Annotated in this window: 24 protein-coding genes and 1 pseudogene; 14 read left to right on the top strand and 11 right to left on the bottom strand. The window is 72.1% G+C overall.

What is annotated here, in order from left to right:
• Nucleotides 1-51: 51 nt before the first annotated feature.
• Nucleotides 52-258, bottom strand: a complete 207-nt coding sequence (locus ACQP0T_RS10955) for an FAD-binding protein (RefSeq protein ID WP_433872685.1) — start codon at nucleotides 256-258, stop codon at nucleotides 52-54.
• A 22-nt stretch (nucleotides 259-280) separates the two neighbouring features.
• Nucleotides 281-739 (bottom strand): nuclear transport factor 2 family protein, encoded by a 459-nt coding sequence (locus tag ACQP0T_RS10950; RefSeq protein WP_433872684.1) that lies wholly within the window; start codon nucleotides 737-739, stop codon nucleotides 281-283.
• 227 nt (nucleotides 740-966) lie between these two features.
• Between ACQP0T_RS10950 and ACQP0T_RS10945 the strand changes: the two genes are divergently transcribed.
• Nucleotides 967-1,323 (top strand): VOC family protein, encoded by a 357-nt coding sequence (locus tag ACQP0T_RS10945; RefSeq protein ID WP_433872682.1) that lies wholly within the window; start codon nucleotides 967-969, stop codon nucleotides 1,321-1,323.
• 90 nt (nucleotides 1,324-1,413) lie between these two features.
• On the opposite strand, the gene ACQP0T_RS10940 is transcribed toward ACQP0T_RS10945, so the two are convergent.
• The 4 genes from ACQP0T_RS10940 to ACQP0T_RS10925 form a co-directional block, all read right to left on the bottom strand.
• The gene (locus tag ACQP0T_RS10940; protein ID WP_433872680.1) at nucleotides 1,414-3,048 is read right to left on the bottom strand and encodes a BCCT family transporter; all 1,635 of its coding nucleotides are present in this window, start codon (nucleotides 3,046-3,048) and stop codon (nucleotides 1,414-1,416) included.
• 371 nt (nucleotides 3,049-3,419) lie between these two features.
• On the bottom strand, nucleotides 3,420-6,530 hold the full coding sequence (locus ACQP0T_RS10935; protein WP_433872678.1) for an amidohydrolase family protein: 3,111 nt from the start codon (nucleotides 6,528-6,530) through the stop codon (nucleotides 3,420-3,422).
• A gap of 192 nt (nucleotides 6,531-6,722) precedes the next feature.
• Nucleotides 6,723-7,541, bottom strand: coding sequence for a family 1 encapsulin nanocompartment shell protein (locus tag ACQP0T_RS10930; protein ID WP_433872676.1), 819 nt, complete (start codon nucleotides 7,539-7,541; stop codon nucleotides 6,723-6,725).
• Entirely contained in the window at nucleotides 7,538-8,113 is a 576-nt protein-coding gene (locus ACQP0T_RS10925) for a hemerythrin domain-containing protein (RefSeq protein WP_433872675.1), read from the bottom strand. Before ACQP0T_RS10925 ends, ACQP0T_RS10930 begins: the two co-directional genes overlap by 4 nt.
• A gap of 274 nt (nucleotides 8,114-8,387) precedes the next feature.
• Here ACQP0T_RS10925 and ACQP0T_RS10920 point away from each other — a divergent pair, with 274 nt between their 5' ends.
• The 11 genes from ACQP0T_RS10920 (at nucleotide 8,388) to ACQP0T_RS10870 (ending at nucleotide 17,974) form a co-directional block, all read left to right on the top strand.
• On the top strand, nucleotides 8,388-8,516 hold the full coding sequence (locus tag ACQP0T_RS10920) for a hypothetical protein (RefSeq protein WP_433872673.1): 129 nt from the start codon (nucleotides 8,388-8,390) through the stop codon (nucleotides 8,514-8,516).
• Nucleotides 8,517-10,790 (top strand): hydrogen gas-evolving membrane-bound hydrogenase subunit E, encoded by a 2,274-nt coding sequence (gene mbhE / locus ACQP0T_RS10915; RefSeq protein ID WP_433872671.1) that lies wholly within the window; start codon nucleotides 8,517-8,519, stop codon nucleotides 10,788-10,790.
• Nucleotides 10,787-11,248, top strand: coding sequence for an MnhB domain-containing protein (locus ACQP0T_RS10910; protein ID WP_433872669.1), 462 nt, complete (start codon nucleotides 10,787-10,789; stop codon nucleotides 11,246-11,248). Before mbhE ends, ACQP0T_RS10910 begins: the two co-directional genes overlap by 4 nt.
• Nucleotides 11,245-11,661, top strand: coding sequence for a sodium:proton antiporter (locus ACQP0T_RS10905; protein ID WP_433872667.1), 417 nt, complete (start codon nucleotides 11,245-11,247; stop codon nucleotides 11,659-11,661). Before ACQP0T_RS10910 ends, ACQP0T_RS10905 begins: the two co-directional genes overlap by 4 nt.
• An 8-nt stretch (nucleotides 11,662-11,669) precedes the next feature.
• Nucleotides 11,670-13,052 carry a complex I subunit 5 family protein gene (locus ACQP0T_RS10900; protein WP_433872666.1) on the top strand — a complete coding sequence of 461 codons (1,383 nt, stop codon included), beginning with the start codon at nucleotides 11,670-11,672 and terminating at the stop codon, nucleotides 13,050-13,052.
• Nucleotides 13,049-13,591: a Na+/H+ antiporter subunit E gene (locus ACQP0T_RS10895; protein ID WP_433872664.1), complete on the top strand. Its 543-nt coding sequence runs from the start codon at nucleotides 13,049-13,051 to the stop codon at nucleotides 13,589-13,591. Before ACQP0T_RS10900 ends, ACQP0T_RS10895 begins: the two co-directional genes overlap by 4 nt.
• Nucleotides 13,588-13,866, top strand: a complete 279-nt coding sequence (locus ACQP0T_RS10890) for a monovalent cation/H+ antiporter complex subunit F (RefSeq protein ID WP_345363574.1) — start codon at nucleotides 13,588-13,590, stop codon at nucleotides 13,864-13,866. The genes ACQP0T_RS10895 and ACQP0T_RS10890 overlap by 4 nt, the downstream gene beginning before the upstream one ends.
• Nucleotides 13,863-14,183: a monovalent cation/H(+) antiporter subunit G gene (gene mnhG, locus ACQP0T_RS10885; RefSeq protein WP_433872662.1), complete on the top strand. Its 321-nt coding sequence runs from the start codon at nucleotides 13,863-13,865 to the stop codon at nucleotides 14,181-14,183. The genes ACQP0T_RS10890 and mnhG overlap by 4 nt, the downstream gene beginning before the upstream one ends.
• Nucleotides 14,184-14,563: 380 nt before the next feature.
• Nucleotides 14,564-15,907, top strand: a complete 1,344-nt coding sequence (locus ACQP0T_RS10880; RefSeq protein WP_433872661.1) for an MFS transporter — start codon at nucleotides 14,564-14,566, stop codon at nucleotides 15,905-15,907.
• Complete coding sequence (locus ACQP0T_RS10875) at nucleotides 15,904-17,124, top strand: M24 family metallopeptidase (RefSeq protein WP_433872659.1); 1,221 nt, start codon at nucleotides 15,904-15,906, stop codon at nucleotides 17,122-17,124. Before ACQP0T_RS10880 ends, ACQP0T_RS10875 begins: the two co-directional genes overlap by 4 nt.
• A 73-nt stretch (nucleotides 17,125-17,197) precedes the next feature.
• Nucleotides 17,198-17,974 carry an IclR family transcriptional regulator gene (locus tag ACQP0T_RS10870; protein ID WP_433872657.1) on the top strand — a complete coding sequence of 259 codons (777 nt, stop codon included), beginning with the start codon at nucleotides 17,198-17,200 and terminating at the stop codon, nucleotides 17,972-17,974.
• Between the two features lie 54 nt (nucleotides 17,975-18,028).
• Here ACQP0T_RS10870 and ACQP0T_RS10865 read toward each other — a convergent pair whose 3' ends face one another.
• A complete protein-coding gene (locus ACQP0T_RS10865) occupies nucleotides 18,029-18,913 on the bottom strand; it encodes a polysaccharide deacetylase family protein (RefSeq protein ID WP_433872655.1) in 885 nt (294 codons plus the stop codon).
• A gap of 30 nt (nucleotides 18,914-18,943) precedes the next feature.
• On the bottom strand, nucleotides 18,944-20,410 hold the full coding sequence (locus ACQP0T_RS10860; protein ID WP_433872653.1) for a purine-cytosine permease family protein: 1,467 nt from the start codon (nucleotides 20,408-20,410) through the stop codon (nucleotides 18,944-18,946).
• A gap of 110 nt (nucleotides 20,411-20,520) precedes the next feature.
• Here ACQP0T_RS10860 and ACQP0T_RS10855 point away from each other — a divergent pair.
• Nucleotides 20,521-20,871 (top strand): annotated as a pseudogene (locus tag ACQP0T_RS10855) (PucR family transcriptional regulator ligand-binding domain-containing protein); the annotation flags it as partial.
• Between the two features lie 791 nt (nucleotides 20,872-21,662).
• Complete coding sequence (locus ACQP0T_RS10850) at nucleotides 21,663-22,007, top strand: PucR family transcriptional regulator (RefSeq protein ID WP_433873674.1); 345 nt, start codon at nucleotides 21,663-21,665, stop codon at nucleotides 22,005-22,007.
• 38 nt (nucleotides 22,008-22,045) lie between these two features.
• Here ACQP0T_RS10850 and ACQP0T_RS10845 read toward each other — a convergent pair whose 3' ends face one another.
• From ACQP0T_RS10845 to ACQP0T_RS10835, 3 genes are all read right to left on the bottom strand, one after another.
• The gene (locus ACQP0T_RS10845) at nucleotides 22,046-22,420 is read right to left on the bottom strand and encodes a DUF2255 family protein (protein WP_433872651.1); all 375 of its coding nucleotides are present in this window, start codon (nucleotides 22,418-22,420) and stop codon (nucleotides 22,046-22,048) included.
• Between the two features lie 167 nt (nucleotides 22,421-22,587).
• Entirely contained in the window at nucleotides 22,588-22,968 is a 381-nt protein-coding gene (locus ACQP0T_RS10840) for a VOC family protein (RefSeq protein WP_433872649.1), read from the bottom strand.
• Between the two features lie 145 nt (nucleotides 22,969-23,113).
• Complete coding sequence (locus ACQP0T_RS10835) at nucleotides 23,114-23,965, bottom strand: sugar phosphate isomerase/epimerase family protein (protein ID WP_433872647.1); 852 nt, start codon at nucleotides 23,963-23,965, stop codon at nucleotides 23,114-23,116.
• Nucleotides 23,966-23,985 lie beyond the last annotated feature (20 nt).

Raw genomic sequence — 23,985 nt, 5'->3', positions numbered from 1 at the left:
GCCGCTGCCACCGGCGGCGGCACTCGCCGAGCTACCCGGATGCGCGCGGCCTCACGAGCGGGCGGCGAAGTAGCCGAACGTCGGACCGGCGCCGAGCTGGCAGCCCGCCCCCGGGTACTCCGAGGCCATGATCGAGTGGGCGTCGTTGCCGCAGGCGTAGCGCCCGGCGACCGGTTCGCCGCGGCCGTCCAGCACCCGGTCATCCGGGTCGGTGCGCAGGCCCAGCGCGGTGGCCAGCGGTGTCGGGACCACGGCCATCGCGTAGAAGGGGCCGTCCCGATCACCGCAGCGGGAGCTGCGCGCCTCGCTGGTCCGTCGGCCGCGAGCCGATGATGCGCCGGTCGGCTTCGCCGATCGGGACGTCGTTGATGCTGGACTCCCGGCGGCTCATCAGCCCGTCCTCGGCGAACTCCCACAGCTCGTTGCCGTAGCTGCGCCACCACTGCCCCGCGGCGTCGTGGCACTCGTACTGGTAGCGCACCGCCATCCGGTTGCCCCGGAACCCCCACAGCTCCTTGCGCAAGGCGTACTCCAGCTCGCGGGTCCACTTCTCCCGCAGGAACGCGACGATCTCCTCGCGGCCGGTGAGGAACCGGCCCCGGTTGCGCCAGACCGAATCCTCGGTGTAGGCCAGCGCGATCCGCTCGGGATCGCGGGTGTTCCACGCGTCCTCGGCCGCCTGCACCTTCTCCAGTGCGGACTGCTCGTCGAACGGTGGGAGCGGAGGACGTGCTGCCATGGCGGACTCCTCTCCTCGGACACCGAGAACGGTCGCGCTCGGTGCTGTCGACCACCGTAGACAACGACCGGACGGCGCGGAGTGCCGAACGGCGTCCTGTCCGCAATTCAGGGACGGAAACGCCGGAAAGGATCCGGATCGCCCGTCTCAGCGATCTCGGTCGACCCGCCGATCGGGTTCGAGTAGGTTGTTCGGCGAACAGGGCCTCGCAGGCGGGAGGGCGGGAATTGCCGAACATCGGTCTGAATGCCGACAGCGTGTGCGCGGTCGTCTCGGTGGTGGATTTCCAGTCCGCGCAGACCTGGTATTCGACGCTCTTCGGCCGCGCCCCCGACCTCGTGCCGGTCGACGGGGTCGCGGAGTGGAAGCTCGCCGAGAACGCCTGGCTCCAGCTCGGCGAGGACCCGGAGCGCGCCGGGAAGAGCACGGTCGTGATCGGGGTCCGGGATCTGGCCGAGCAGCTCGAGGCGGTCCGGGCCGCCGGGTTCGCGCCGGGGGAGATCGAGACGATCCCCGGGCTCATCCGGATGAGCACGATCCTCGACCCCGAGGGCAACGCGGTGAACTTCTTCGAGGAGTTGTAGGAGCGGTCGCCGAGCCGTTCGCCGCCGGGCACGGCCGGGGATGCCGACCGCGCCGCGGCGACGAACGCCGGACCGCAGCGGAAAGCGGTGCTACGAGCCGGTTCCCGGCCGATCCCCGACCATCTCCGGTTCTTCCTCGACCGTCGGTTCGGCGACTACCCCGGACCCCTCCTGCGCCTTGACGTCGGCGACCAGCCAGCGCCGGAAGGACACCATCACCAGCCCCAGCACGAAGATCAGCGGGAACGCGGTGAGGATCGACAGCGTCTGCAACGCTTCCAGTCCCCCGGCATACATCAGCACGATCGACACGGTCGCCAGGACCACCGCCCAGAACACCCGGTGCCACCGCGCCGGGTGCGCGTCCCTCGGCAGCTCCTTCGACGCCACCGCGGCCATCGTGTACGCCGAGGAGTCCAATGTGGTCGCCAGGAACAGCACCAGCAGCACGATGAACGCGATCACCGCGACGGTGCCCCACGGCAGCGCCTGCAGCACCGCGAAGATCGCCGGGGTGTCGCCCTGGTTCTGCACGATGTCGGCCACCGGCACGATCTTGTTCAGCTCGTAGAACAGCGCCGTGTTGCCCAGCAGCGTGAACGCCAGCCAGCAACCGGCGCTGCCGGCCAGGCACATCGCACCGATCATGCCGCGGATGGTGCGGCCCTTGGAGATCTTGGCCACGAACAGGCCGACGAACGGGGCGTAGGAGATCCACCAGCCCCAGTAGAAGACGGTCCAGTCCTCCTCGAAGCCCGAGCCACCGACGGGGTCGGTGTAGAAGCTCATCTCCACGAAGTTCTGCAGCAGCAGGCCGACGCTGTTGGTGAAGGTGTCGATCAGGAACACGGTGGGGCCCACGATCAGGATGAAGGCGCCGAGCCCGAACGACAACCACACGTTGACGTCGGCCAGCCGCTTGAGCCCCTTCTGCAGGCCGAGGAACACGCTGACGCCGAACAGCGCGGTCCACACCACGATGATCCCGATGTCCAGCAACAAGCCCTTCTCGATCGGGAACAGCGTCGCCACGCCTTCGGAGACCACCGGGACCTCCAGCCCCAGCGACGTTCCCGCGGCACCGATCAGGCCGAAGATGAACAGCACGTCGATCATCCGGCCGAGCCAGCCGTCGGCCCGGTCACCGATGACCCCGCGGCACGCTTCGCTGAGCCGCAGCGAGCCGCGCTTGCGCACGTGGTAGGCGTAGGTCAACGCCAGCGCGGGCAGGCAGAACAGGCCCCACGCGGTGAAACCCCAGTGGAACATCGGGTAGGTGGCCGACCAGTGCGCGGCCTCGATGCTGCGCGGCACCATCTGCTGGGGCGGATCGTTGTAGTAGTAGGCCCACTCGATGATGCCCCAGTACATGATCCCACCACCGATGGCCGAGGTGAAGATCATGCCGAGCCAGCTCACGGTGGAGAACTCCGGCTTGTCGTCGGGGCCGCCGAACTTCACCCGTCCGTAGCGGCTGGCAGCCAGCCAGACGAGCACCCCGGCGACCACCACGGCGAACCAGAGGTACAACCACCCGAACTTACCCGTGAGAAAACCGAGGATCCCGTCGAGCACCAGCTTGCCGCGCTCGGGCGCGATCACAACGGGTACGCAGATGATTGCCACGAGCAGCAACGAGATCCAGAAAACCTGTTTGTCGAGCCGGATTTTCCCGGCCTGGACACCGATGGCGGAAGCACCTCCCAGTAGTGGTCGGCGGGCCATCCCCGCCGTGCGACCCGCCGGGCGCGTACGCCGCGCGCCGTTGCGAGTCGACTGAACTATCAGTCATGCACGAACTGCAACTCTGAACCACATACCCTGATCGGGTCAAGCCAACGATTTGTTTTCGCTGGTCAGTACGCTTACCACGTTCAGCTCTAGGCCATTCGTGCCACCGAGGATCGCAACGCACGTCCCAGTGGTTGCGATTATCGCAATGTTACGCCGAGGTCTCGACGCAACCCGGATGCGAAGCGGAGGGCACCCGGCGCAGTGCGCTCAGGGTGACCCGCGTCGCCATCGCCACCGCGCGGCGGGACGTGACGCGGCGCGCACCCGCAGTCACCAGTGGTCGGACGGCCTGCGGCGAGAACCTAGATACCGCAGCAGATCCGGCGCTTCCACTCCGGTTCGTGCCACCACAGCGCGGGATCCCGCTCCGCCTCGGCACTTCGGGCGTGGCGGACCGCCGCGGCCCCGGACGGCGGGTGCGGCCGCGCGAAGGGCCGCATCAGCTGCTCGGGGGTGTGCACGTGCCCGCCCCGGATCACGGTCCGCACCGCGGCGGCGGCGGTGATGTCGGTGAGCGGATCACCGGAGACCAGCGCCAGGTCGGCGTAGGCGCCGGGGCGGACCTCACCGAGCTCGCCTTCCAGGCCGAGCCAGCGCGCCGGGTTCCTGGTGGCGATGACCAGCGCTTCACGCGGGGTGAAGCCGTAGCGGACCATGGCGCGCAGGTTCATGTGCAAGGAGACGGCGACGTTGTCCAGCGGCGCGTCCGTCCCGGCGATGACGACACCACCGCCCCGGTGGATGCGCAGCAGCATGTCCACCTGGTTCGCCAGCTCGCGACGGGTCACCTCGCCTTCCGGGCCGGATGCCTCCTCGGCCTCCGCGAGCAGCCGTTCGTACTCCCACGGGGGGAACAGCACCCGGGTGCGCCGGTCCTCGACGAGGGAGCGGTCGAACGCGTACAGCGCCGTGGAGGTGAACAGCGTCGGAGTGATCGACATGCCACTGCCGAGGAACAGGCGGATGGCGTCGTCGTAGGAATGGCCGAGTTCGTCGCAGGTGTGGGAATAGCCGAGCCGGTTGGTCGCGCCGGTGTGCTCCATCCCGTCCATCCCGATGTTCGCCGCGGGATACACGTAGTGCGAACTGAGCGGCAAGCCCTCCCGGTGCGCCCACCGGACGGCCTCGCGCTGCAGGTGCACGGGCAGCCGCACGTAGGTCTTCACCATGTCGTAGTCCAGCGCGGAGGCGCGCTGGACCTCCCGCCGGAGCTGCTCGGCGCTGAGCGTCGGCCGCATGAAGTTGTAGTAGATCCGGCTGCCGTCGATGGCCTCGCCGGTGGCGTAGTAGCGGGGGCCGACGCGATCGCCGGCGGTCAGCGCCTCGCGCGTTTCCTGCATCTGGTAGGCGGGATCGCCCGGCGAGCGGGTGGTGGTGATGCCGTAGGCCAGCCACGTCCGCCCCTGCCGGTCGCCCCACTGCCGTCCGCGCAGGTGCCAGTGGTTGTGGGCGTCGATCAGCCCGGGCATCGCCGTCAGGTCCGGCGCGTCGACGGTGGGGCGCCCGCCTCGGTGCGGTCGCACGGCGGCGATCCGATCGCCGGCCAGGACGATGTCGACGTCGCGCCGCAGCGCCTCGGTGCGCCCGTCCCACAGGGCGCCGACCCGCACCACCTGGTGTTCCTCGGTGCGCGCCGGCCGCCACGCCAGGTCCAGCGGGACGTCCTCGACGTCGCCGGTGCCGATGTGCACCGACCGCAGCGCGCCGCCGTTGAGGAACATCAGCCGTTCGGAATCCCGCCAGAACGGTGAATCGGTGAGCTCGTCGGTCACCCGGCGCGGTGCGCCGGTGAACCGGCCGGCCGCGTCCACCGGCACCACCCACGCCTGCGATTCCATCGAGAACGCGAGGTGCGCCCCGTCCGGCGACCACACCGGACCGTCATCTCCCCTGGTGCTGATCGACCGGAACGGCAGCGGTTCGGCGTAGTGCAACGCGCCGCTGTCCAGTTCGACCCGCAGCACCTGGCTGGTGCCCTCCCGGAAGCGCCTGCTGGAGGGCTTGACCGCGGCCATCACCAGCACCCGGCCGTCCGGTGACCAGTCCGGCCGTCCGGGCATGAACAGCGGCGGGGTCACCTGGCGCGTCCGGCCGGTCCCGAGCTCGGCCACCCAGGTCGCGCCGTCCTGGTCCTGGTAGGCGATGCGGTCGCCGTCCGGCGCGAAGCGGGGCGTGAGCTGGGCACCGTCGAGCCCGGTGATCCGGCGCTCGGCGCCGGTGTCCAGCTCGTGCAACCACAGATCGGCGGTGCCGGACCGGTCCGAGGCGTAGACCAGGTGGCGCCCGTCCGGGGAGAAGTCCGGGTCGGAGGCGAAGTACCCGTCGGCGACGAGCTTGCGGGGGCGCTCGCCGATCGCCATCAGCCACAGCGCGTTGAGCGCGCGGAACGCGATCCGGGTTCCGTCCGGCGAGCACACCGGACCGGCGATGCCGGTGGCCTTCGGACCGCGCACACCGGGGCGCCGCCTCCGGTACGAGCGGCGGGACAGCACCGGGACGGTCGCGGCGAAGGGCACGTCGGTGGTCCCGCCGGTGAGCCGCCGCCTGCGCACCCGCCCGTCGGCGGTGTACTGCAGTTCGTCGGCGGAGAGCCAGCGCGGGGCGAACCCGAAGACGTCCTCCCCGTCGGTGACCGCGTCGCGGCCCACCACCAGGTCGGACCGGGCGCCGGTGCGTCGCACGTAGCTCAGCGTCGAGCCGTCCGGTCCGAGGCTCGGCCCGGACAAGGTGGTCGCCGAGTCGGCTTCGACCAGGCGCCGCACCCGCCCGTCGGCCAGGCGCACCCGTTCGATGACCGACTCACCGGTGACGTAGACGAGAGCGCTGCCGTCCGGGGACCAGCTCGGCATCCCGGCTTCCGGCCGGTCGGGGGCCACGGGTGCGATCCGCCCGGTGGACACCTCGAAGGTGTGGCGCCGGTACCCCTGGCCGGACCGGTCCGAGCTGAACGCGATGTGCCTGCCGTCCGGGGAGAACCGGGGTTCGCGGTGGTCGTGCCGTCCGCGGGTGAGCTGCCGCAGTCCGGAACCGTCCGCCTCGATCGTCCAGAGGTGGAAATTGCCGTCCGCGTAGGACTGGAACACCACCCGGCGTCCGTCCGGCGACCAATCCGGTTGCGTCGCGTCCTGCGACTCGCCGGTGAGCTTGTGCGCACGTCCCTCGGACACCACCCAGATGGCGTTGACCAGGTCGAAGGCGATCGCGGTGCCGTCCGGCGACGGTGCGGCGCAGAGGTTCGTGCCCGCGGTGAGCAGGACGTCCGTGGACGGTCCCCCGGGCTCGGCGTCGGCGGTCGCGGGCCGCACCCCGCCGGAGGTGAGGAAGAAGGCCGCCGCCGCACCCGTGCCCGCCTGCAGGGCCCGCCGCCGGCTCAGCCCGTGCTGCCCCGGCTCGCCTTGGGACGTCGTGCTCATGACACCTCCAGGACGCCTGCCGGCACCGCCGTGCCACCCTCGCTCCCCTCCAGCGTGTTGCAGGCTCGACCCGGTTCGTATCACCCGTATTCATGAACGGCACCGGCCATTCGGACGGCGTTCACCCGACTGCGGGAGGGACCACGAGCCGCGCCCCGCACGGCAGGCCCCAGCCGAACGTCGCAGGCGCGGTCAGCGCGTCAGGGCGATGGCCGCATCGGGTTCGGTCACGCGGAACGTGAAGCTCTCCTCGAGGTAGAAGGTGACCGTGGTGTCGTCGTGGCGCTCGTAGCCCACCGACAGGTCCTGGCCGATCTCCAACCGGAAGTCCCCGCCGCGCAGGCTCATCACGACGGCGCCGTCGATCCCCGGCGAGCGCACGACGCTGCCACCGCCCAGCACCCGGCGGAGGTGGTCCATCAGCAGGTACCCGCCGTGCTCGGTCGTCTCGACGATGTGCGTGTAGCCCTCCGGGTCGATGACCAACCCGTACGGCCCTTCGATCCCCGCGCTGCGCAGGGTGTCGACGGCTCGGGCGGCCACGCGCGGGTAGTCGTCGGCGTCCTCCCCCAGCGCCGACGCCGGGTGCGAGCTGGCCTGGGTGATACCGGTCATGCAGGCTTCTCCCCAGCCGTGGAACACCGCCCGGTTCTCGATGCGCGCGGCCCGCTCGGCGGCCCGCCGCGCGGCGTCCAGGTCGAGGTCGAGGGCACCGCGCTCGGCGTCGGCGATCTCGGCGCGGTTGAGGATGAACGGGACCCGCACCTCGACCAGCGGCAGGACCTGCCGCTGGCGCGTCGTCGTGCCCTCACCCACCTCTCCGGCCGGTGGCCCGCTGAGCGTCGCGGTCCGGCCGAGACCGCTGGCGTCGTGCTGCCAGCCGTGCGGCCCGTGGAAGTCGGCGAGGCGTCGAGCGGCCAGGTGCGGCTTGAGCCGCTCGGCGACCTCCGAGTCGATCGCGGCCCACGCGGCGTCCGAAAGCGGGGCGAGGTCGCGGAGCAGGTGGTTCATGCCGATCCCCGTTCCCGCAACCCGCCGATGCCCAGCGAACCGTCGGGCTCGGCGGGCCGCTGACCGGGAAGCCGCTGCTTCACGACCTCGACGTAGTGCTGCGGGTCGATGTCGCCGATGTCGAGCCCGGCCGCCCCCGGGTGTTCGTCCTTGAAGGCCTGGAAGCGGCGACCGAGCTCCTCGCGCAGTCCCGGGTCGGCGTGCCGGCGGAAGTCCGGCAGCGCGTCGTCCTCCTCCTCGGCCATGTGGTTGCTGTTGGCCACGCGGGCCTTGCGCACCGCCGCGTGCCAGGGCTCGCTGCCGACCGGGTGCAGCGCCGCTTCGTGGAGACCGTCCCGGATGTCGTTGTGATCGCCCACGGCGTCCAGCGTTTCGTCCTCGGCCCCGGAACCCCGGGAGATCAGCTCCGGGTAGAAGATCTCCTCCTCCGCCTTGGCGTGCACCTCGAGGAGGTCGGCCAGGGCGCGCCACACGTCCTGGAGCTGCCGGGGGTCGGTGAGGTCGTCCATCGCGGCGAACTGCCGCCGGAAGCGCTCGTGATCATCCAAGATCAGTTGGGTGATGTCGGACATGGCACCGGAGGCTAGCGGCGCCCACGGGTGTTCGCCGCGCAGAAGTCGGCGGTCGTGGACGGCGCGGCTACTTCCCGTGCCCGCCCCCTCGGCGGCTCCCACGTCCTCACCGGACCGAACGCGCCGGGCGCACTCTCGGTAATCGCGGTGGGTCCGCTGTGGAGGCCCGGGCGGATCCATCGGGTGCTGTACCGCGCTCGGCGCACGATCGGGAACGGGTCGCCGCGACGTCGGCGCCCGGCCGAAGTCCCGGTGGTTGGCTATCCTGCCGAACGTGCTGCTCAACGTGGCCCCCGCCGGGAAGTCCCCGCTCGGCAGGGGGATCTCCGCCCTCCTCCCGCCCGCGGTGGGACGCCGCGCGGCCGCCGCCTCGACGAGCCGGGACGGCAAGGCGGAGTCCTGAATGGCCGCGGCCGCGAAGACCCGACCGGAGGCGGCACCCGGGAAGCCGTCCCCGGACTGGTCGGGGTGGTCGGCTTGCGCGATCGCGGTCGTCGGGTTCGGCACGTGCCTCGCCGGGTGGCTGACCGGAGGCGGCGGCGTGTCGCTGCCCTGGGCGCCGAGCATCGGCCTGGAGCTGAGCTTCGCCCTCGACGGGCTGGGTGCGCTGTACGCGCTGCTGGCCACCGGCATCGGAGCGGTGGTGTTCGCCTACGGCACCTGCTACCTGCGCCTGCACCTGGCGCACGAGCACCGCCCGGCGACCGAGCGCCGCCGGTTCTGGCCGTGGATGGTCCTGTTCGCCGTGGCGATGGTCGGGCTGGCCACGGCCCAGGACCTCGTGCTGCTGTTCTGCTTCTTCGACCTGACCGCGGTGTGCTCCTACTTCCTCATCGGGTTCGACCGCGGCGAACAGCACGCCCGCACCGCCGCCCTGGCGTCGCTGGTGGTGACCGTGGCCAGCGCCGTCGCGCTGCTCGTCGCGGCCGTCGTGCTCCGCGCCGAGCACGGCACCTTCTCGGTGCCCGAGCTGGTGGCCCGGGTCGAACCGGGCCCGGTGGCCACGACGGCGGCCGCGCTGCTGGCGGTGGCGGCCCTGGTCAAGAGCGCGCAGGTCCCGCTGCACTTCTGGCTGCCCCGGGCGATGGCGGCGCCCACGCCGGTCTCGGCGTACCTGCACTCGGCGGCCATGGTCGCCGCCGGGGTGCTCGTCCTCGGCCGGGTGCACCCCCTGCTGGCGCGCAGCGAGGCCGTCCTGACCGGTCTGCTCGTGGTCGGCTTGGCGTCGATCTTCGTCGGCGGGGTCCTCGCGCTCGGCCAGGACGGACTCAAGCAGCTGCTCGCCTGCTCCACGATCTCCCAGTACGGCTACGTCGTGATGCTCTACGGCATCGGGGGACCGACCGCCAACGGCGCCGCCGGGTTCTACGTCCTCGCCCACGGCATCGCCAAGAGCGCGCTGTTCATGACGGCGGGAGCGGTGACCACGGCCACCGGCGAGGACCGGCTGTCCGCGCTGGGCGGGTTCGGCCGCCGCGCGCCCGTGCTGGCGGCCGCGGCGGGCGTGGCCGCCGCGACGCTGGCGGCGCTGCCGCTGACCGTGGGGTTCTTCAAGGACGAGCTGTTCTTCCGCGCCGCGCGCGAGGCCGGCCCCGTCGTGGCCGTGCTCGCCGTGATGGCCGCGGCGCTGACCGTCGCCTACATCGGCCGGTTCTGGATCCGGCTGTTCCTGGGGCCCGCGGAACCGGGCACCGCGCATCGGGCGCCGGCCCGCGCGCTGGTCGCCCCGGTCGTCGTGCTCGCCGCGATCGCCCTGTTCGGCGGCGTGGTCGCCGAACCGTTCGCCCGGCTCGCCGAAGCCGCGGGGGCGGTCGCGACCGCGGGTCCGGTGAGCCTGTCGCCGTCCTACCACCTGGACGCGCGGGCCGGGAACCTCATGGCGCTGGCGGCCTACCTGCTCGGCGGGCTGCTGCTGCTCGGCGCCCGACCCACCTCGGCGGTGGCGCGGGCCGTGGCGCTCGCCGGTGACCGGCTGGGCCCGAACCGGATCTACGTCGGCGCCCTGCGCGTGCTGGCGCGGTGCTCGGCGATGCTGCACGACCGGGAGGTGCGCGACCTGCGCACCAGCGTCGCGGCCGTGCTCATCCCGGCCGGCCTGCTCACCGCTGTCGCCTTCGCCGCGACACCGACCGCCGGGGCCTACACCACCGGCCGGATCGACGGCCTCGACTGGCTGATCCTGCCGCTGCTGGGGCTGGCCGCGCTGGCGGCGATCGGGGCGGCCCGCAGCGAGGCGCGGATGGCGATGGTGCTGGCGCTGTCGGTCGTCGGCTTCGCGCTGGCCACGATCTACGCGCTGGCCGCGGCACCCGACGTCGCCCTGGTCGCGGTCGTCGTCGAGACCATGCAGACGCTGGTGTTCCTGGCCGCCCTGTCCCGGATGCCGCGCCCCGTGCGGGCCGCCGCTCGTCCGCTCGGCCGGTGGCGCGACCCGCTGGTCGGCGCCGTGGCCGGTGCCGCCACCTTCGCCGGGGTGTGGGGCTTCCTGTCGCAGCCGACCAGCGCGCCGGGCGTGTCCGCCGAGATCCTCCGGCTCACCCCGGTCGCGCACGGAGCGGACGCGGTCACGGTCATCGTCGCGGACTTCCGCGGCCTGGACACCCTCGGCGAGATCACCGTGCTGCTGGTGGCCGTCGTGGGGGTGGCCACCCTGGTCCGGCGCGGGAGGTTGTGGTGAGGCGGGACGACGTGGTGGTGCGGGGCGTCGCGCGGCCCCTGCTGGACGCCAGCGTCCTCGTCGCCGCCGGGCTGGTCGTCCAGGGCTACGCGGAGGTGGGCGACGGCTTCAGCGCGGGGATGATCGTGGCGCTGGCCATCGCGCTGCACTACGTCGGCCTCGGTGCCCGGCGCACCGAGCAGGCGCTCCCGCTGCTGCGCCGCGCACCGGCGCTGGCGATCGCGGGGCTCGCCCTCGCCCTCGGCACCGGGTTCTTCCCCGTGGTGCTGGGGCAGCCGCCGCTGAGCCACCGCCCGGCGCCCGGCGCCCCCGTGGTCACCTTCGGATCGCTGGAGCTGGCCACCCCGATCCTGTTCGACCTCGGGATCTTCCTCCTCGTCGTCGGACTGCTGACGACGCTGCTGCACCTGCTCGCCGGACGGATCGACGAGTCCGGCCCGGACGGGGGGTCGCGATGATCCTCGCGTACGCGGCGGGTGCCGCGATCCTGTTCGGCGTCGGGTCCTACCTGCTGCTGCAGCGCGATCTCGTCCGCATCGTCGCGGGGGTCATGCTGATCTCGCAGTCGGCGGTCCTGACCTTGATCGGCTCCAGCCTGACCCGCGGGCAGGCGCCGATCGCTCCGGAACCGGACCGGCCGGTCAGCGATCCGCTCCCGCAGGCGCTGTCGCTGACCGCGTTGGTCATCGGCCTGGCCACGGTGGCGCTGCTGCTCGCCTTGGCGCACCGCGTCGCCGTGGTGTTCCGCAGCGAGCGGCGCGAGGCGCTGGCCGCCAACGAGGTCGAGCACGAGGAGGAGCTCTCGCCCGAGCGGCAGCGCGACCAGGACGAGACCGCCGGACCACCGCCTCGCCCGGGCGGGTCCCGATGAGCGTCCCGGTGGCTCTGCTGGTGCCCTGGGCGGCGGGGACGCTGCTGATCGGGCTCGACGGGCGGCGCCGGTCGGTGATGTGGCTGGCGGTGGCCGCGCTCACCGCCACCCTGGCCGGTCTCCTCGCGGTCGCCGCCCGGGTCCTCCCGGCCACCGCGCCGCCGGGGGCGGGGCACGTCGTCACCGGCGGCTGGCCCGCCGGGGTCGGCATCGTGCTGCGCGCCGACGCGCTGGGGCTGTCCTTCGCCCTGCTCGCGATCCTGGTCCTGCTGGTCGTGGTCGCGACCGAAGCAGCGGCGGGGAGCACCAGCCGGACGTTCCCCGGCCTCGTGCTCCTGCTCGCCGCCGGGCTCACCGGCCTGTTCCTCACCGGGGACGTGTTCACCTTCTACGTCTTCTTCGAGCTGTCGATGACCGCCTCCTACGCGCTCACCTCGTTCGGGAACCGGCCGCGCCAGCTCCGGGCCGCGCTGGTGTTCGCGGCGGTGAACCTGTTCGGGTCGTTCGTGTTCCTGATCGCGGTGGCCGGCACCTACCGGGTGACCGGCGCGCTGGCGATGTCCCAGGTGGCCGACCGGATCGGCGAGGTCGACCAGAACGCGGCGCTGCTCATCGCAGTGGGCTTCTTCGTCGCGTTCTCGGTCAAGCTGGGCCTGTTCCCCTTCCACTACTGGCTGCCGACCGTCTACACCAGCGCCTCGCCGGGGGTGGCCGCGATCCTCAGCGGGGCCGTCGCCAACATCGGCGCCTACGGCCTGCTGCGCCTCGGTGGCGAGGTCTTCACCGCCCAGGCGCGGTTCGCCTCGACCGCCCTGGTGCTGCTCGGCATCGCCTCGATCCTCTACGGCGCGGTGCTCGCCATCGCTCGCGGCGACGCCGCCGAGATGCTCGCCTACTCCGCGATCGGGCAGGTCGGGTACGTGCTGGTCGCCGTGGGCATCGGCGGGCCGCTCGGCTTCACCGCGGCCGTGCTGTACAGCATCGTCAACGGGCTGAACAAGACGCTGCTGTTCCTGGTCACCGGGCTGCGCGGGATGCTGGTCGCCGCCGCGTTCGCGGTCGGGGCGTTCAGCGTCGCCGGCGTTCCCCCGGCAGCGGGGTTCATCGGCAAGCTCACGATGTTCCAGGCGGGCGTCGCCGCGGGCAGCCCCGCCCTGGTGATCCTGCTCGTCCTCGGCAGCACCCTGTCGCTGATCTACCTGTTCCAGGTCTACCAACGCGACTTCTGGTGCGAGAACACCACCGCCGGCGCCGCGCCGGCGACCCCGCTCGCCGGGCGGCTCGTCGTCGGAGCCCTCGCCGCGGTGGTGCTGGCCGCCGGGATCTGGCCCGAACCGCTGCTGGCGCTGAGCCAGGACGCCGCAGCCGTGCTGGTGGGGGGTCGCCGATGACCGGGACCGCGTTGCGCATCGCCGGGCTCACCGCCGTCTACCTGCTGACGCTGACCAGCCTGCACCCCGCTGACGTCGTCGTGGGCGCCGCGCTCTCGACCGCGCTCGTGGCCATCGGAGCGCGCGCCCGGGCCGCGGCGCGGACCCGGGCGGCACCGGCGAGCACGCCGGGGAGACGACCGCCACCACCGCTCACCCGCCGCTTGGCGGGCGTGCCGGCCCTGGTCGGCGGAACGCTCGTCGACGTCGCCCGGGGGACCTGGCTGACCGTCGGCTACTGCCTGACCGGTCGGACGCAGCGGTCCGGGCTGGTCGCGGTACCGATCGATCCCAGCACCACGGGTTCGGCGACGGCGTGGGCGATTCGGGTCGGCATCGCCCCGGACACCGTCGTGGTGGACGTCGAGCTCGATCCCGGAGCCGACGACGACCACCGGGGGCGGATGCTGCTGCACGTTCTCGACGCCTCCGCCCCCGATCGCGTGCGCGCCGAGGTCCAGGACTCCTACGAGCGCCGCCAGCGGGAGGTCTTCCCGTGACCGCCGTCCCGCTCGTCCTCGTCGCCCCCGGGCTGGTCTGGATCACGCTGCTGCTCGTCGCAGGCGGTGTGGTCCTGATCCGCGCCCGCAACGCCCTGCAGCGCATCATCGCGCTGGACCTGCTGGCGCTGGTCGTGGTGTCGCTGCTGGCCTTGCTGTCCTACGCCCGCGACGTCTCGTACTACCTCGACGCCGCGGTGGCGCTCGCGCTGCTGTCCTTCGTCGCCACCGTCGCCGCCGCCCGCTACCTCGACGCCGGAGGCCCCTTGCGATGATCTCCCCCCTGCTCGACGTCGTCGGCGGCGGCCTGCTCCTGCTGGGCCTGGTGCTGATCAGCATCGGCGTCTACGGCGTGCTGCGCCTGCCCGACACCTACAGCCAGTTGCACGCCCAGGGGCTGGCCACCGGTCCGGGCGTCATCGCGGTGCTGGCGTCCGCGGTCGCCACCGAGAACGCCGCGACGATCACCTCCGCCGTGCTCGCCATCGCGTTCCTCGCGCTCACCTCGCCGGTGGCCGGCCACGCCATCGCCCGCGCCGCCCACCGCACGAACCGCGGGCCCGGCTCCCGCCGGAGCACCTCCGACGGTTGAGCGCGGTGCGCCTGGATCGGACCAGCCGGACGGGCGGGCGCGAACGGGACGGCGGAGCAGGTGGGCAACGTCCGAGGACGAATGCGGCAGTTTTTCTCACAGCAACGATGTTGCATCCACAGAACTAGCGAGAAGTCGCACATCTACGGCTTCCCCGGGCACGAAGCACGACCCGAGAAGAGTCCCTGAAGACGAACCGGTGGGCCGGGCACGATCTTGACAAGGCCAACGGGCGCTTCTACGTTCCGTTGAGCGCAACGCGGTTGCGATTGATGTCCAGAACGAGAACGCCGAGGAGGGCAGGCGACCCAGGTCCGAGTCCACCGCCGGCAGCGGCCTCCCGGCTCCTGGCGGCACGAGGCACGCAGGAGCGGGTGCGAATGACACCACCGGGTTCCGACTCCGGCACCGGTCCTCCCGGAACGGCGACGACGCGCCGGGTCATCGCGGCGAGCTTCATCGGCAATCTCGTCGAGTGGTTCGACTACGCGGTCTACGGCTACCTCGCCACGACCATCGCGGTGGTGTTCTTCCCCGCGGCCTCCCCGACCGCCGGTCTGCTGGCGACCTTCGGCGTGTTCGCGCTGTCCTTCGTCGTCCGCCCGATCGGCGGCATCTTCTGGGGGTACTTCGGCGACCGGTTCGGCCGGCGCAGCGCGCTGTCGCTGTCGATCCTGATCATGTCGGTCGCGACCTTCGTGATCGCGCTCCTGCCCGGCTACGCCCAGGTGGGCGTGCTGGCCCCCGTGCTGCTCCTGGTCGTGCGCACCGTGCAGGGCTTCTCCGCGGCCGGTGAGTACGCGGGGGCCGCGGCCTTCCTGTTCGAGTACGCACCGCGGCACCGGCGCGGCCTGCACACCAGCGTCGTGCCCGCGAGCACCGCGGCCGGGCTGCTCCTCGGTTCCGTGGTCGTCACGGTGCTGACCTCGACGCTCCCACCCGAGACCGTGGAGTCCTGGGGGTGGCGGGTGCCGTTCCTGCTCGCCGCGCCGCTCGGGCTGATCGGCCGCTACATCCGGACCAAGCTGGAGGACACCCCGGAGTTCCGCGTGCTGGCCGAACGGGAATCCGTGGCGCGGACACCGCTGAAGGAGACGTTCGCCCACAACAAGCGGGCGATCGTCGTCGCCTTCGGCGCGACCTGCCTCAACGCCGTCGGCTTCTACACGCTGCTCAGCTACATGCCGACGTACCTGACCACCGAGCTGCACCTCGACGAGACGGACGCGTTCCTGTCCACCACCATCGCGCTGGTCGGCTACATCGGCTCGGTCTTCGCGATGGGCAGGCTGACCGACGTGGTCGGACGGCGCGCGATGCTGGCCGCGGCGGGGATCCTGTTCGCGGTGCTGGCGGTCCCGGTGTTCCTGCTCCTCGGCCCCGGCGGGCTCGTCGGGATCACGCTCGTCCAGCTCGCGCTCGGCACCATGCTGACCCTCAACGACGCCGCGCTGCCCGCCTACCTGGCCGAACTCTTCCCCACCCGGGTGCGCTACAGCGGGTTCGCCTTCAGCTTCAACACCGCCAACGCCGTGTTCGGCGGCACCGCGCCGTTCGTGGCCACCGCCCTGATCCACGGCAGCGGCAGCGTCGTGGCCCCGGCCTGGTACCTCGCCGTCGCCGGGGCGGTGGCCGCCCTCTCGCTGCTGGCGAGCCGCCGGATCAGGACCGCCCGCCCCACCGCTCCGCCACCGCGGACCCGAGAGGAAGGAAGCCGCCCATGACGCTCGACCGGCTCAAGGAGATCCACAACGGCGAACGCGTCCGCTCGACCTTCTCCGACGAGGAGATGCAGCGCCGGGTGACCGCGCTGCGCGCGCACATGGCCGCCGAGGGCCTCGACGCCGTCGTGTTCACCAGCTACCACAACATCAACTACTACAGCGACTTCCTCTACACCGCGTTCGGCCGCAACTACGCGCTCGTGGTCACCGCCGACGAGCACGTGACCGTCTCGGCGAACATCGACGCCGGGCAGCCGTGGCGGCGCAGCTTCCAGGACAACGTCGTCTACACCGACTGGCAGCGCGACAACTACCAGCACGCCATCGCCACCGTGCTGGCCCGCGCCGGGGTCGGCTCCGGCCGCCTCGGCGTCGAGGACGACCACATCCCGCCGGTGCTGCGCGCACAGCTCGCCGAGGCGCTGCCCCGCTTCTCCTTCGTCGACGTCTCGGCTGCCACCGCGCGGCAGCGGATGGTGAAGTCCGCCGAGGAGATCGCGCTGATCAAGCACGGTGCGCGCATCGCCGACCTCGGCGGCGCCGCGGTGGTCGAGGCCGTCCAGGACGGCGCGCCCGAGTACGAGGTCGCGCTGGCCGGAACGCAGGCCATGGTGCGCGAGATCGCGCGCACCTTCCCGGACGCGGAACTCCGGGACACCTGGGTGTGGTTCCAGTCCGGGGTCAACACCGACGGGGCGCACAACTGGCCGACCTCGCGCCGGGTCCGGCCCGGGGACATCCTCAGCCTCAACTGCTTCCCGATGATCGCCGGCTACTACACGGCGCTGGAACGCACCCTCTTCTACGGCGAACCGGAGCCCGAGCACCTGCGGTACTGGCGGGTCAACACGGCCGTGCACGAGCGGGGCCTCGAACTGATCCGCCCGGGCGCGGTGTGCAAGGACATCGCGCACGAGCTCAACGCGCTCTACGAGGCCGAGGGGCTGCTGGCCAACCGCACGTTCGGCTACGGCCACTCCTTCGGCGTGCTGTCGCACTACTACGGCCGCGAGGCCGGGCTGGAACTCCGCGAGGACATCGGCACCGCGCTCGAACCGGGCATGGTGGTGTCCATGGAGCCGATGATCACCATCCCGGAGGGCGCCCCAGGGGCCGGCGGATACCGCGAGCATGACATTCTCGTGGTCACCGAGGACGGTGCCGACAACATCACCGGTTTCCCGTTCGGCCCCGATCACAACATCATCAGCGCCTGAGCGACGCCGCGGTGCCCGTGCGCGACGGCGGTGCCGCGCACGGGCGCCGAACGGCGCGCAGGGAGGCCCCGCCATGACCGACGACCCCAGCACGAACGCGCCCTCGAAGCTGCACAACGGGATTCGCGTCCTGCGCGCGTTCTCGGTGGACGAACCGGCGCTGGGCGTCACCGAGATCTCCCGCCGGGTCGACCTGCACAAGAGCACCGTCTCGCGCATCCTCGCGCAGTTCGAGCAGCTGGACCTCGTGGTCCGCGACGCCGACAGCGGCCGGTTCCGCCTCGGGCTCGGGCTGATCGGCCTCGCCGGCCCGCTGCTGGCCAACCTCGACGTGCGACGCATCGCCTACCCCTCGCTGGAACGGCTCACCGAGCGCACCGGCGAGACCAGCGCGCTGGTGGTCTGGAGCGGCAACGAGTCGGTATCGGTGGAGCAGGTGCCCAGTCCCAAGCAGGTCAAGCACACCACACCGATCGGCACCCGGTACTCGACGTCGGCCAGCTCGTCGGTGCAGGTGTTCCTCGCCGACCTGCCCGAGGCGACGGTGCGGGACCTGCTCGCCAGCCGGCTCGCGCACCCCGGGCACGACGACGAGACGTCCGTGCGGCGCTACCTCGACCGCCTGGCCACCGCGCGCGCGGACGGGTTCGCCGTCAACGCCGGTGAGACCTCGGTGGAAGAACTGGGCATCAGCGCGCCGGTGCGCGACCACCGGGGGCGCACGGTCGCCGCGATCCTGCTGTCGGCACCGAGCTTCCGCGTCTCCGAGCAGCTCCAGGCCCGGCTCGCCGCGATCGTGCGGGAGACCGCGGTCGAGGTCTCCGAGCGGCTCGGGGCGTCCCCGTCCTGAGCACCGGCGGAGGGGCTGCCGCCGGGTCCGGTCGGCAGCGCCTCCGCCCGGAGCTCACTCCGCAGCAGCGATGTCCGGCTTGGTGTGCACGCGCGCCGGGCCGCACACCCGGTCGGCGTGCTCGGCGATCTCCCGCAGCGGGGCCACCCACATCCCGTCCATCGCCTTGACCTCCTCGACGAGCCCTTCCAGCGCCGCCGCCCGCGCCGGGCGGCCGGACAGGAACGGGTGGTTGGTCAGCACGAAGCAGCCGCCCTCGGCATGCCGGGCCCGCGCCTCCAACGACCACATCCGCACCGCCTTGTCCGGGCTCTCGATCACGCCACTGCCGGTCCAGCCGGGGAAGAACGCGTACTGCTCCCAGTCGTCGAGGGCCCAGTCCACCGGGATCTCCACGAGCGCGGGGGCCTGCGGATCGGCCGTGCCCAGCCGGTACGGCACGTCGTCGTCGAGCAGGCTGGAGTCGTAGGCGAAGCCGCGCTCGACCAGCAGGCGCGGCGTGCGCCAGTTCATCTCCCACCACGGGGCGCGGTAGCCGACCGGCCGCGCGCCGGTGAGGCGCTCCAGGACCTCCAGCCCGCGATCGAGGTACCGCGCTTCCGCGGACTCGTCGATCCCGCGCATCTGCTCGTGGAGGTAGCCGTGGTGGCCGATCTCGTGCCCACCGTCCACGATGGCCTCGACGACGTGCGGGTAGCACTCAGCGGTGTAGCCGGGGACGAAGAACGTCGCGCGGACCTCCTGCCGCCGCAGCAGCTCCAGCAACCGCGGCACTCCCACCCGCGGCCCGTAGGCCTGGTGCCCCATCAGCGACATCCGCCCCACCGCGCCGGGATCGTGCGCGAGCACGCACGATTCGGCATCGACGTCGAAGGTGAACGAGGCCGCCGCGCGGTATCCGTCGGGCCAGGGGAACGCGGGGGGTCGCTGCGCTGTCATCGCACTCTCCTTCTCTTCCGGTGGCAACCGCTAGCTCGGCTGCTTCGGGGCGGGCTCGCCGACCTGCTCGGGCACGTAGCGGCGGTGGATCCGGGGGCCGAACGCGGCGTAGACCGCGGCCGAGACCGCGCTGCCCGCGAGCCACGACAGGTCCACCCCGCCCATGGCCGTCGCGATCGGGCCGCGGAAGACGTCGACCACCCCGTACATGCACATCCAGGTCGCGGTGATCCCGGCCGCGAACGCCGACAGCGCCGCCGGGTTGACGTCCGGGAGCCGCCGCGTCCCGACCGGGTCGAACAGCCGGTGCACCCGGGTGGCGTCGCGTTCGACGGCGAAAAAGTGGACGAGCATGATCCCGGCCCAGGAAGCGACCCACCCGACCAGGCACACCAGCCAGGAGTCGAGCACGGTGGCGAAGTCGCCGTGCAGGACGAACACGACGACGCACAGCATCGAGAACACCCCGACCACGACGCTGAGGAACCGGCGGGACAGGCTCAGGTCCAGCGCCTGCGCCGCGACGCCGAAGGTGTAGATGTTCAGGATGTTCGTCGCGATCGGGCCGTGCACGACCAGGAACAGCACCGGGATGGCCAGGGATCCGTACGCCTCCACGATCAGCTGCCCCGGGTCCACGTGCCCGTTCTCGGTGGCCAGCGAGGCGCCCAGCAGACCGAGCCACACCACCGGCAGGAACTGCCCCAGCGCGCTGGCCAGGTACAGCCGCCGCCGCGGGACGGCCGCGCTGACGAACCGCGAGTAGTCGGCCGCGTAGGTGAACCACGTGATGCCCCAGCCGATCCCGATCGCGGTCATCACCGCCGTCATGGCGGCCCACCGCTGCGGTCCTTCGAGCACCATCCCGGGCGGGCCGGCATAGCTCCAGTCGATGTCGAGCCGGGTCCAGGCCACGATCGACATCCCCACCAGCACCACGATCGTCGGCGGCACGGTCCACTTCTCGAAACCCGAGATGGCCCGGTAGCCGATCCACGAGATCGCCACCTGCACGGCCATGATCACCGCCGCGACCAGCATCTTCGCCGCGTGGTTCGGCCCGCCGGGGTCCACCAGGCCCAGCTCGCCGAACAGGGCCATCACGAGGTCGAGGATGATCCAGGTGTTGACCGCGCACCACCCGACCGCCAGCACGGCCTGGATCGCGGCCGGGACGTAGTTGCCGCGCCGACCGAACGCCGCCCGCGACAGCACCATCCCGGTGGCGCCGGTGCGCTGCCCCAGCAGGACGAACAGCCCGAACACCGCCATCCCGACGAAGTTGCCGACGACCAGCACGATCATCGTGTCGAGCAGGCCAAGCCCCAGACCGATGCCCAGCGCGCCCAGCACCCAGTTGATCGGGGCGATGTTCGCGCCCGCCCAGATCCAGAACTGCCCGGACACCGCGGAGGTGCGCGCCGATTCCGGGACCGGCTGCAACAGGTCCTCCAGCCCGTGGTGCGGGTGTGGGTCGTTCGCGGCTTCGGATCTCATGGGGCCTCCGCACTGCTCATGGCGATCCAGCCATGCTTGTGGCCCGCACGCCGCAGAACAAGGTACGGTCTGCCTACTAAAACCACCGCCGGAGTGGACGGAGTGTCCAGGTGCCCATACCGCTGCGCGATGCGCTGCGACATCCCGGCCTCGCTCCGGCGGAACCGGTGTTGGTCACCGGCCGGGACGATCCGCTGGTGCGCTGGGTGCACTCCAGCGAGGTCCTGGAACTGGCGAAGCTGCTCCGCGGCGGGGAGCTCGTGCTCACCGCCGGTCTGGTGCTCACCGCGGCCACCGAGTCGCGGCAGCGCCGCTACGTCCGGGAACTCGTCGCGCGGAAGGTGGCCGCGGTCGCGATCGAGACCGACGGCAGCATCCCGTTCCCGGTGGTCGACGAGGCGCGCCGACTGGGGTTCGCCCTCATCCGGCTGACCCGGACGGTGCCGTTCGTGGCGATCTCGGAGCACCTCAACGGCGAACTCGTCGACGAATCGGTGCGCCGGTTGCGCCTGGCGGATTCGCTGTCCGACGAGCTGTCCAGGCGGCTGACCGAGGGTGGCGAGCTCGGTGACCTGGTCGACGCCCTCGCCGCCCGCCTGCGGGCCGGGGTGTCGGTGCTCGACGGCGGCGAGTCGGTGCTGGCGGAGGCCGCACCGGAGGAGGGCGCGGTCCCGTCCGGAGGCGACCACCTGGCCCCCATCGCCGTGCGCCAGGTCGTGACGGCCACGCTGCGGATCCGGCCCGGTGCGCGGACCGACCCGGCCATGCTGGCGGCGGCGCTCGACCGGGCTCCGCACTCCCTGGCCCTGTCGCTGCTGCGCTCCCGGGCGGCCGACCTCGACGACGGCGCCGCCCGCGCCTTCTTCGACGCGCTGGAGGACCGCACGCCGGTCCCGCTGGCGCCGCTGCTCGCGACCACCCCGCTGCACCGCGAGCAGCACTTCGCCGCGGTGGTCACCGCCGACCGCGGCCGGTCCGGGGTCGTCGAGCAGGTCGCGCGCAAGCGCGGCTGGGCCGTGCTCAGCCGCGCGTCGTCCGAGGAGCTGCTCTCCGTGGTCGGACTGCCCGGTGACGACCCGGACGGCGCCCGGCGGAGCCTCGTCGACGACCTCCGGGAAGCGGTCGGGCGCGAGCGGATCGCGGTCGGCCCCTCGCGCGCGACGTCGAGCGGCTACCGCACTCCGCCCGGGAAGCCGGGCGCTGCCTGGACTTCCCCGCCGCCGAGCCCGTCGTCGACGCCGCGGCCTGGGCCGTGGAACGCCTGGTCTCCCGGCTGGGCGACCACGACGCCCTGCTCGACTTCGTCGACGAACACCTCGGGCCGCTGTTCGACCAGCCACCTCCGGTGCGGGACCGGCTGCTCACCACCCTCACCGCGTTCTTCGACTGCTCGACGAACAAGACCGCCACGGCCCAGCGCCTGCACCTCCAGCGGCAGACCCTCTACCAGCGCCTGGACCGGTTGTCCGAGCACCTCGGCCAGGACGTCACCGCCGCGGAGTCCGCACCCGCCCTGCACCTCGCCCTGCGGCTGCGGCAGGCGATGTCCTCGCTCCCCCATCACCGCAGGCCGAACCTGACCGGCGACGAGCCGTAGGCCGGAGCCGCAGCACCTCGACGGACCATGCGCGTGGCTCAGTCGGCCGGCCGGAGGCGGAGGGTGGTGTCCACGGCGGGTGCGGCGAGCATCGGCGGCAGGTAGTCGTCCGCGTAGCGGGCGTACTTGCTGCGGTAGGCGTCATCGACCGCGGGCAAGGTGGCCTCGGGGGCGTGGTCCACGGCCACGTCCCGTTCGATCCCCGCCGCGTTGATCCGGGCGCCGGCCTGGTCGGTCGTGCGCCGGTACCAGGCGCCGTCCGCACCGCGGTACGAGCGCACGTACAGGTCGTCGCCGAGGCGCACCACCCAGATCGGCGTCCGCCGCAGCGATCCGTCGCGGCGGGCAGTGGTGATCTCCAGCTCCTCGGCGGCACCGAGACTGTCGAGTTCCTGACGGGTCCAGGTGGTCATGCGCTGCCTCCTCCATCGGGTGTGCCGGTGAGCATGGCGCGCGGACCGCGCGGCCGCAGCTCGACCACCGGGAGCCGACGTCCCTCCGCTGGTGCCGCGCGACCTCGATGCGGACGTCGTGAGGCTGCTTCACCTCCACCTTCGGACCCGGTGCTGAACCCCGGCCATCACAGCGGATCGAGGCGCGCCTTGAGCAGGCAGAACTCGTTGCCTTCGGGGTCGGCCAGGACGTGCCACTGCTCCTGCCCCGTCTGGCCGATGTCGGCCGGGCGCGCACCGAGCTCCAGCAGGCGTTCGAGCTCGGCGCCCTGATCGCGGTCGGTGGGGTTGACGTCGATGTGCAGCCGGGACTTCCCCGGCTCCGGCTCCTCCCTGCGGCTCAGGATGATCGTCGGCTGCGGACCGCCGAACCCTTCGCGCGGCCCGATCTCCAACGTGCCGTCGTCCTCGCGATCGAGGACGACGAAGTCCAGGACCTCGCACCAGAACCGCGCCAACACCTCAGGATCGCGGCAACCGAGCACGAGCTCACTGAGACGACATGCCATGAATGAAACCCACTCTCCAACCGGGGATCTGCCGGGACCCCCGGCAGCACGACGATTGCGCGACCGTACCGGACGACGGCCGGTGCGGGCGAGGGAATTTCAGCGCCGCCCGGCACGCCCCCCCGGGGGGGGCCGCGGGGGTAGGTCAGAACAGGTGCTGGTACCCCAGTGCCACGAGGTTGTCGCGGGAGGTCGCGAGGCAGTCGTACGGGTCGCGGCCGTACTGCTGGTCCTGCTCGATGAACAGGTACTCGGCGCCGGAGGCCAGCGACTGCTCGATGATCCCGGTCCACTCGAGGTTGCCCTCGCCGACCTCGCCGAACTGCACCACCCCGGTGAACGCCCGCATGAACGCGGCGCGGTCCCCGTCGCGCAGCGCCTCGAACGCGGCCGGGTCCAACTCGCCGACGCGGTAGTCCTTGAGGTGCACGAGGTCCACCAGGCCCGCGTACTTCTCCAGCGTGCGCACGGGGTCCTTGCCGCCGCGCTGGACCCAGTGCACGTCGATCTCCAGCCGCATCGTCGGCGCCTCGGCGCGGATGACGTCCAGCAGGGTGTTGCCCCCGCGCCGGGCGAACTCGACGTGGTGGTTGTGGTAGTGGAGCGCGATGCCCTCGTCGGCGAGCCGGGTGGAGACGTCCTCGGCCTGCCGGCAGAAGTCCAGCAACGCCTCGTGCGAGGCCATCGCGGTGAACGGCATCATGCCGATGCGCAGCCGGGAGGACCCCAGCGCCTTGGTGTCCTCGACGATCTTGTCGAAGTCCGCCAGGAGGGAGTCGTTCGGCCCGCCACCCAGACCAGCGGACAGGGCGCCGAAGTCGATGCCGAGCTCGTCCCTGGCGCGGCGCATCTCGACGAGGTTCTCCGTGGTCATGGCGATCTGCGAGACCTCGACGGCGGAGAAGCCGGACTCCCGCAGGCGCCGGAGCACCTCGTACGGGCCCGTCTTCTCGACCTCGTTCTTCAGCATCATCAGCTGGACGCCGATCCTGGGCATGGGGACTCCTTTCGCGGGCA

Origin of the sequence: Saccharopolyspora sp. CA-218241 (assembly GCF_050954615.1) — a bacterium.
Taxonomy (GTDB): domain Bacteria; phylum Actinomycetota; class Actinomycetes; order Mycobacteriales; family Pseudonocardiaceae; genus Saccharopolyspora; species Saccharopolyspora cebuensis.
The sequence above is the reverse complement of the archived record's forward strand: the minus strand, read 5'-3'. Positions and strand labels throughout refer to the sequence as shown.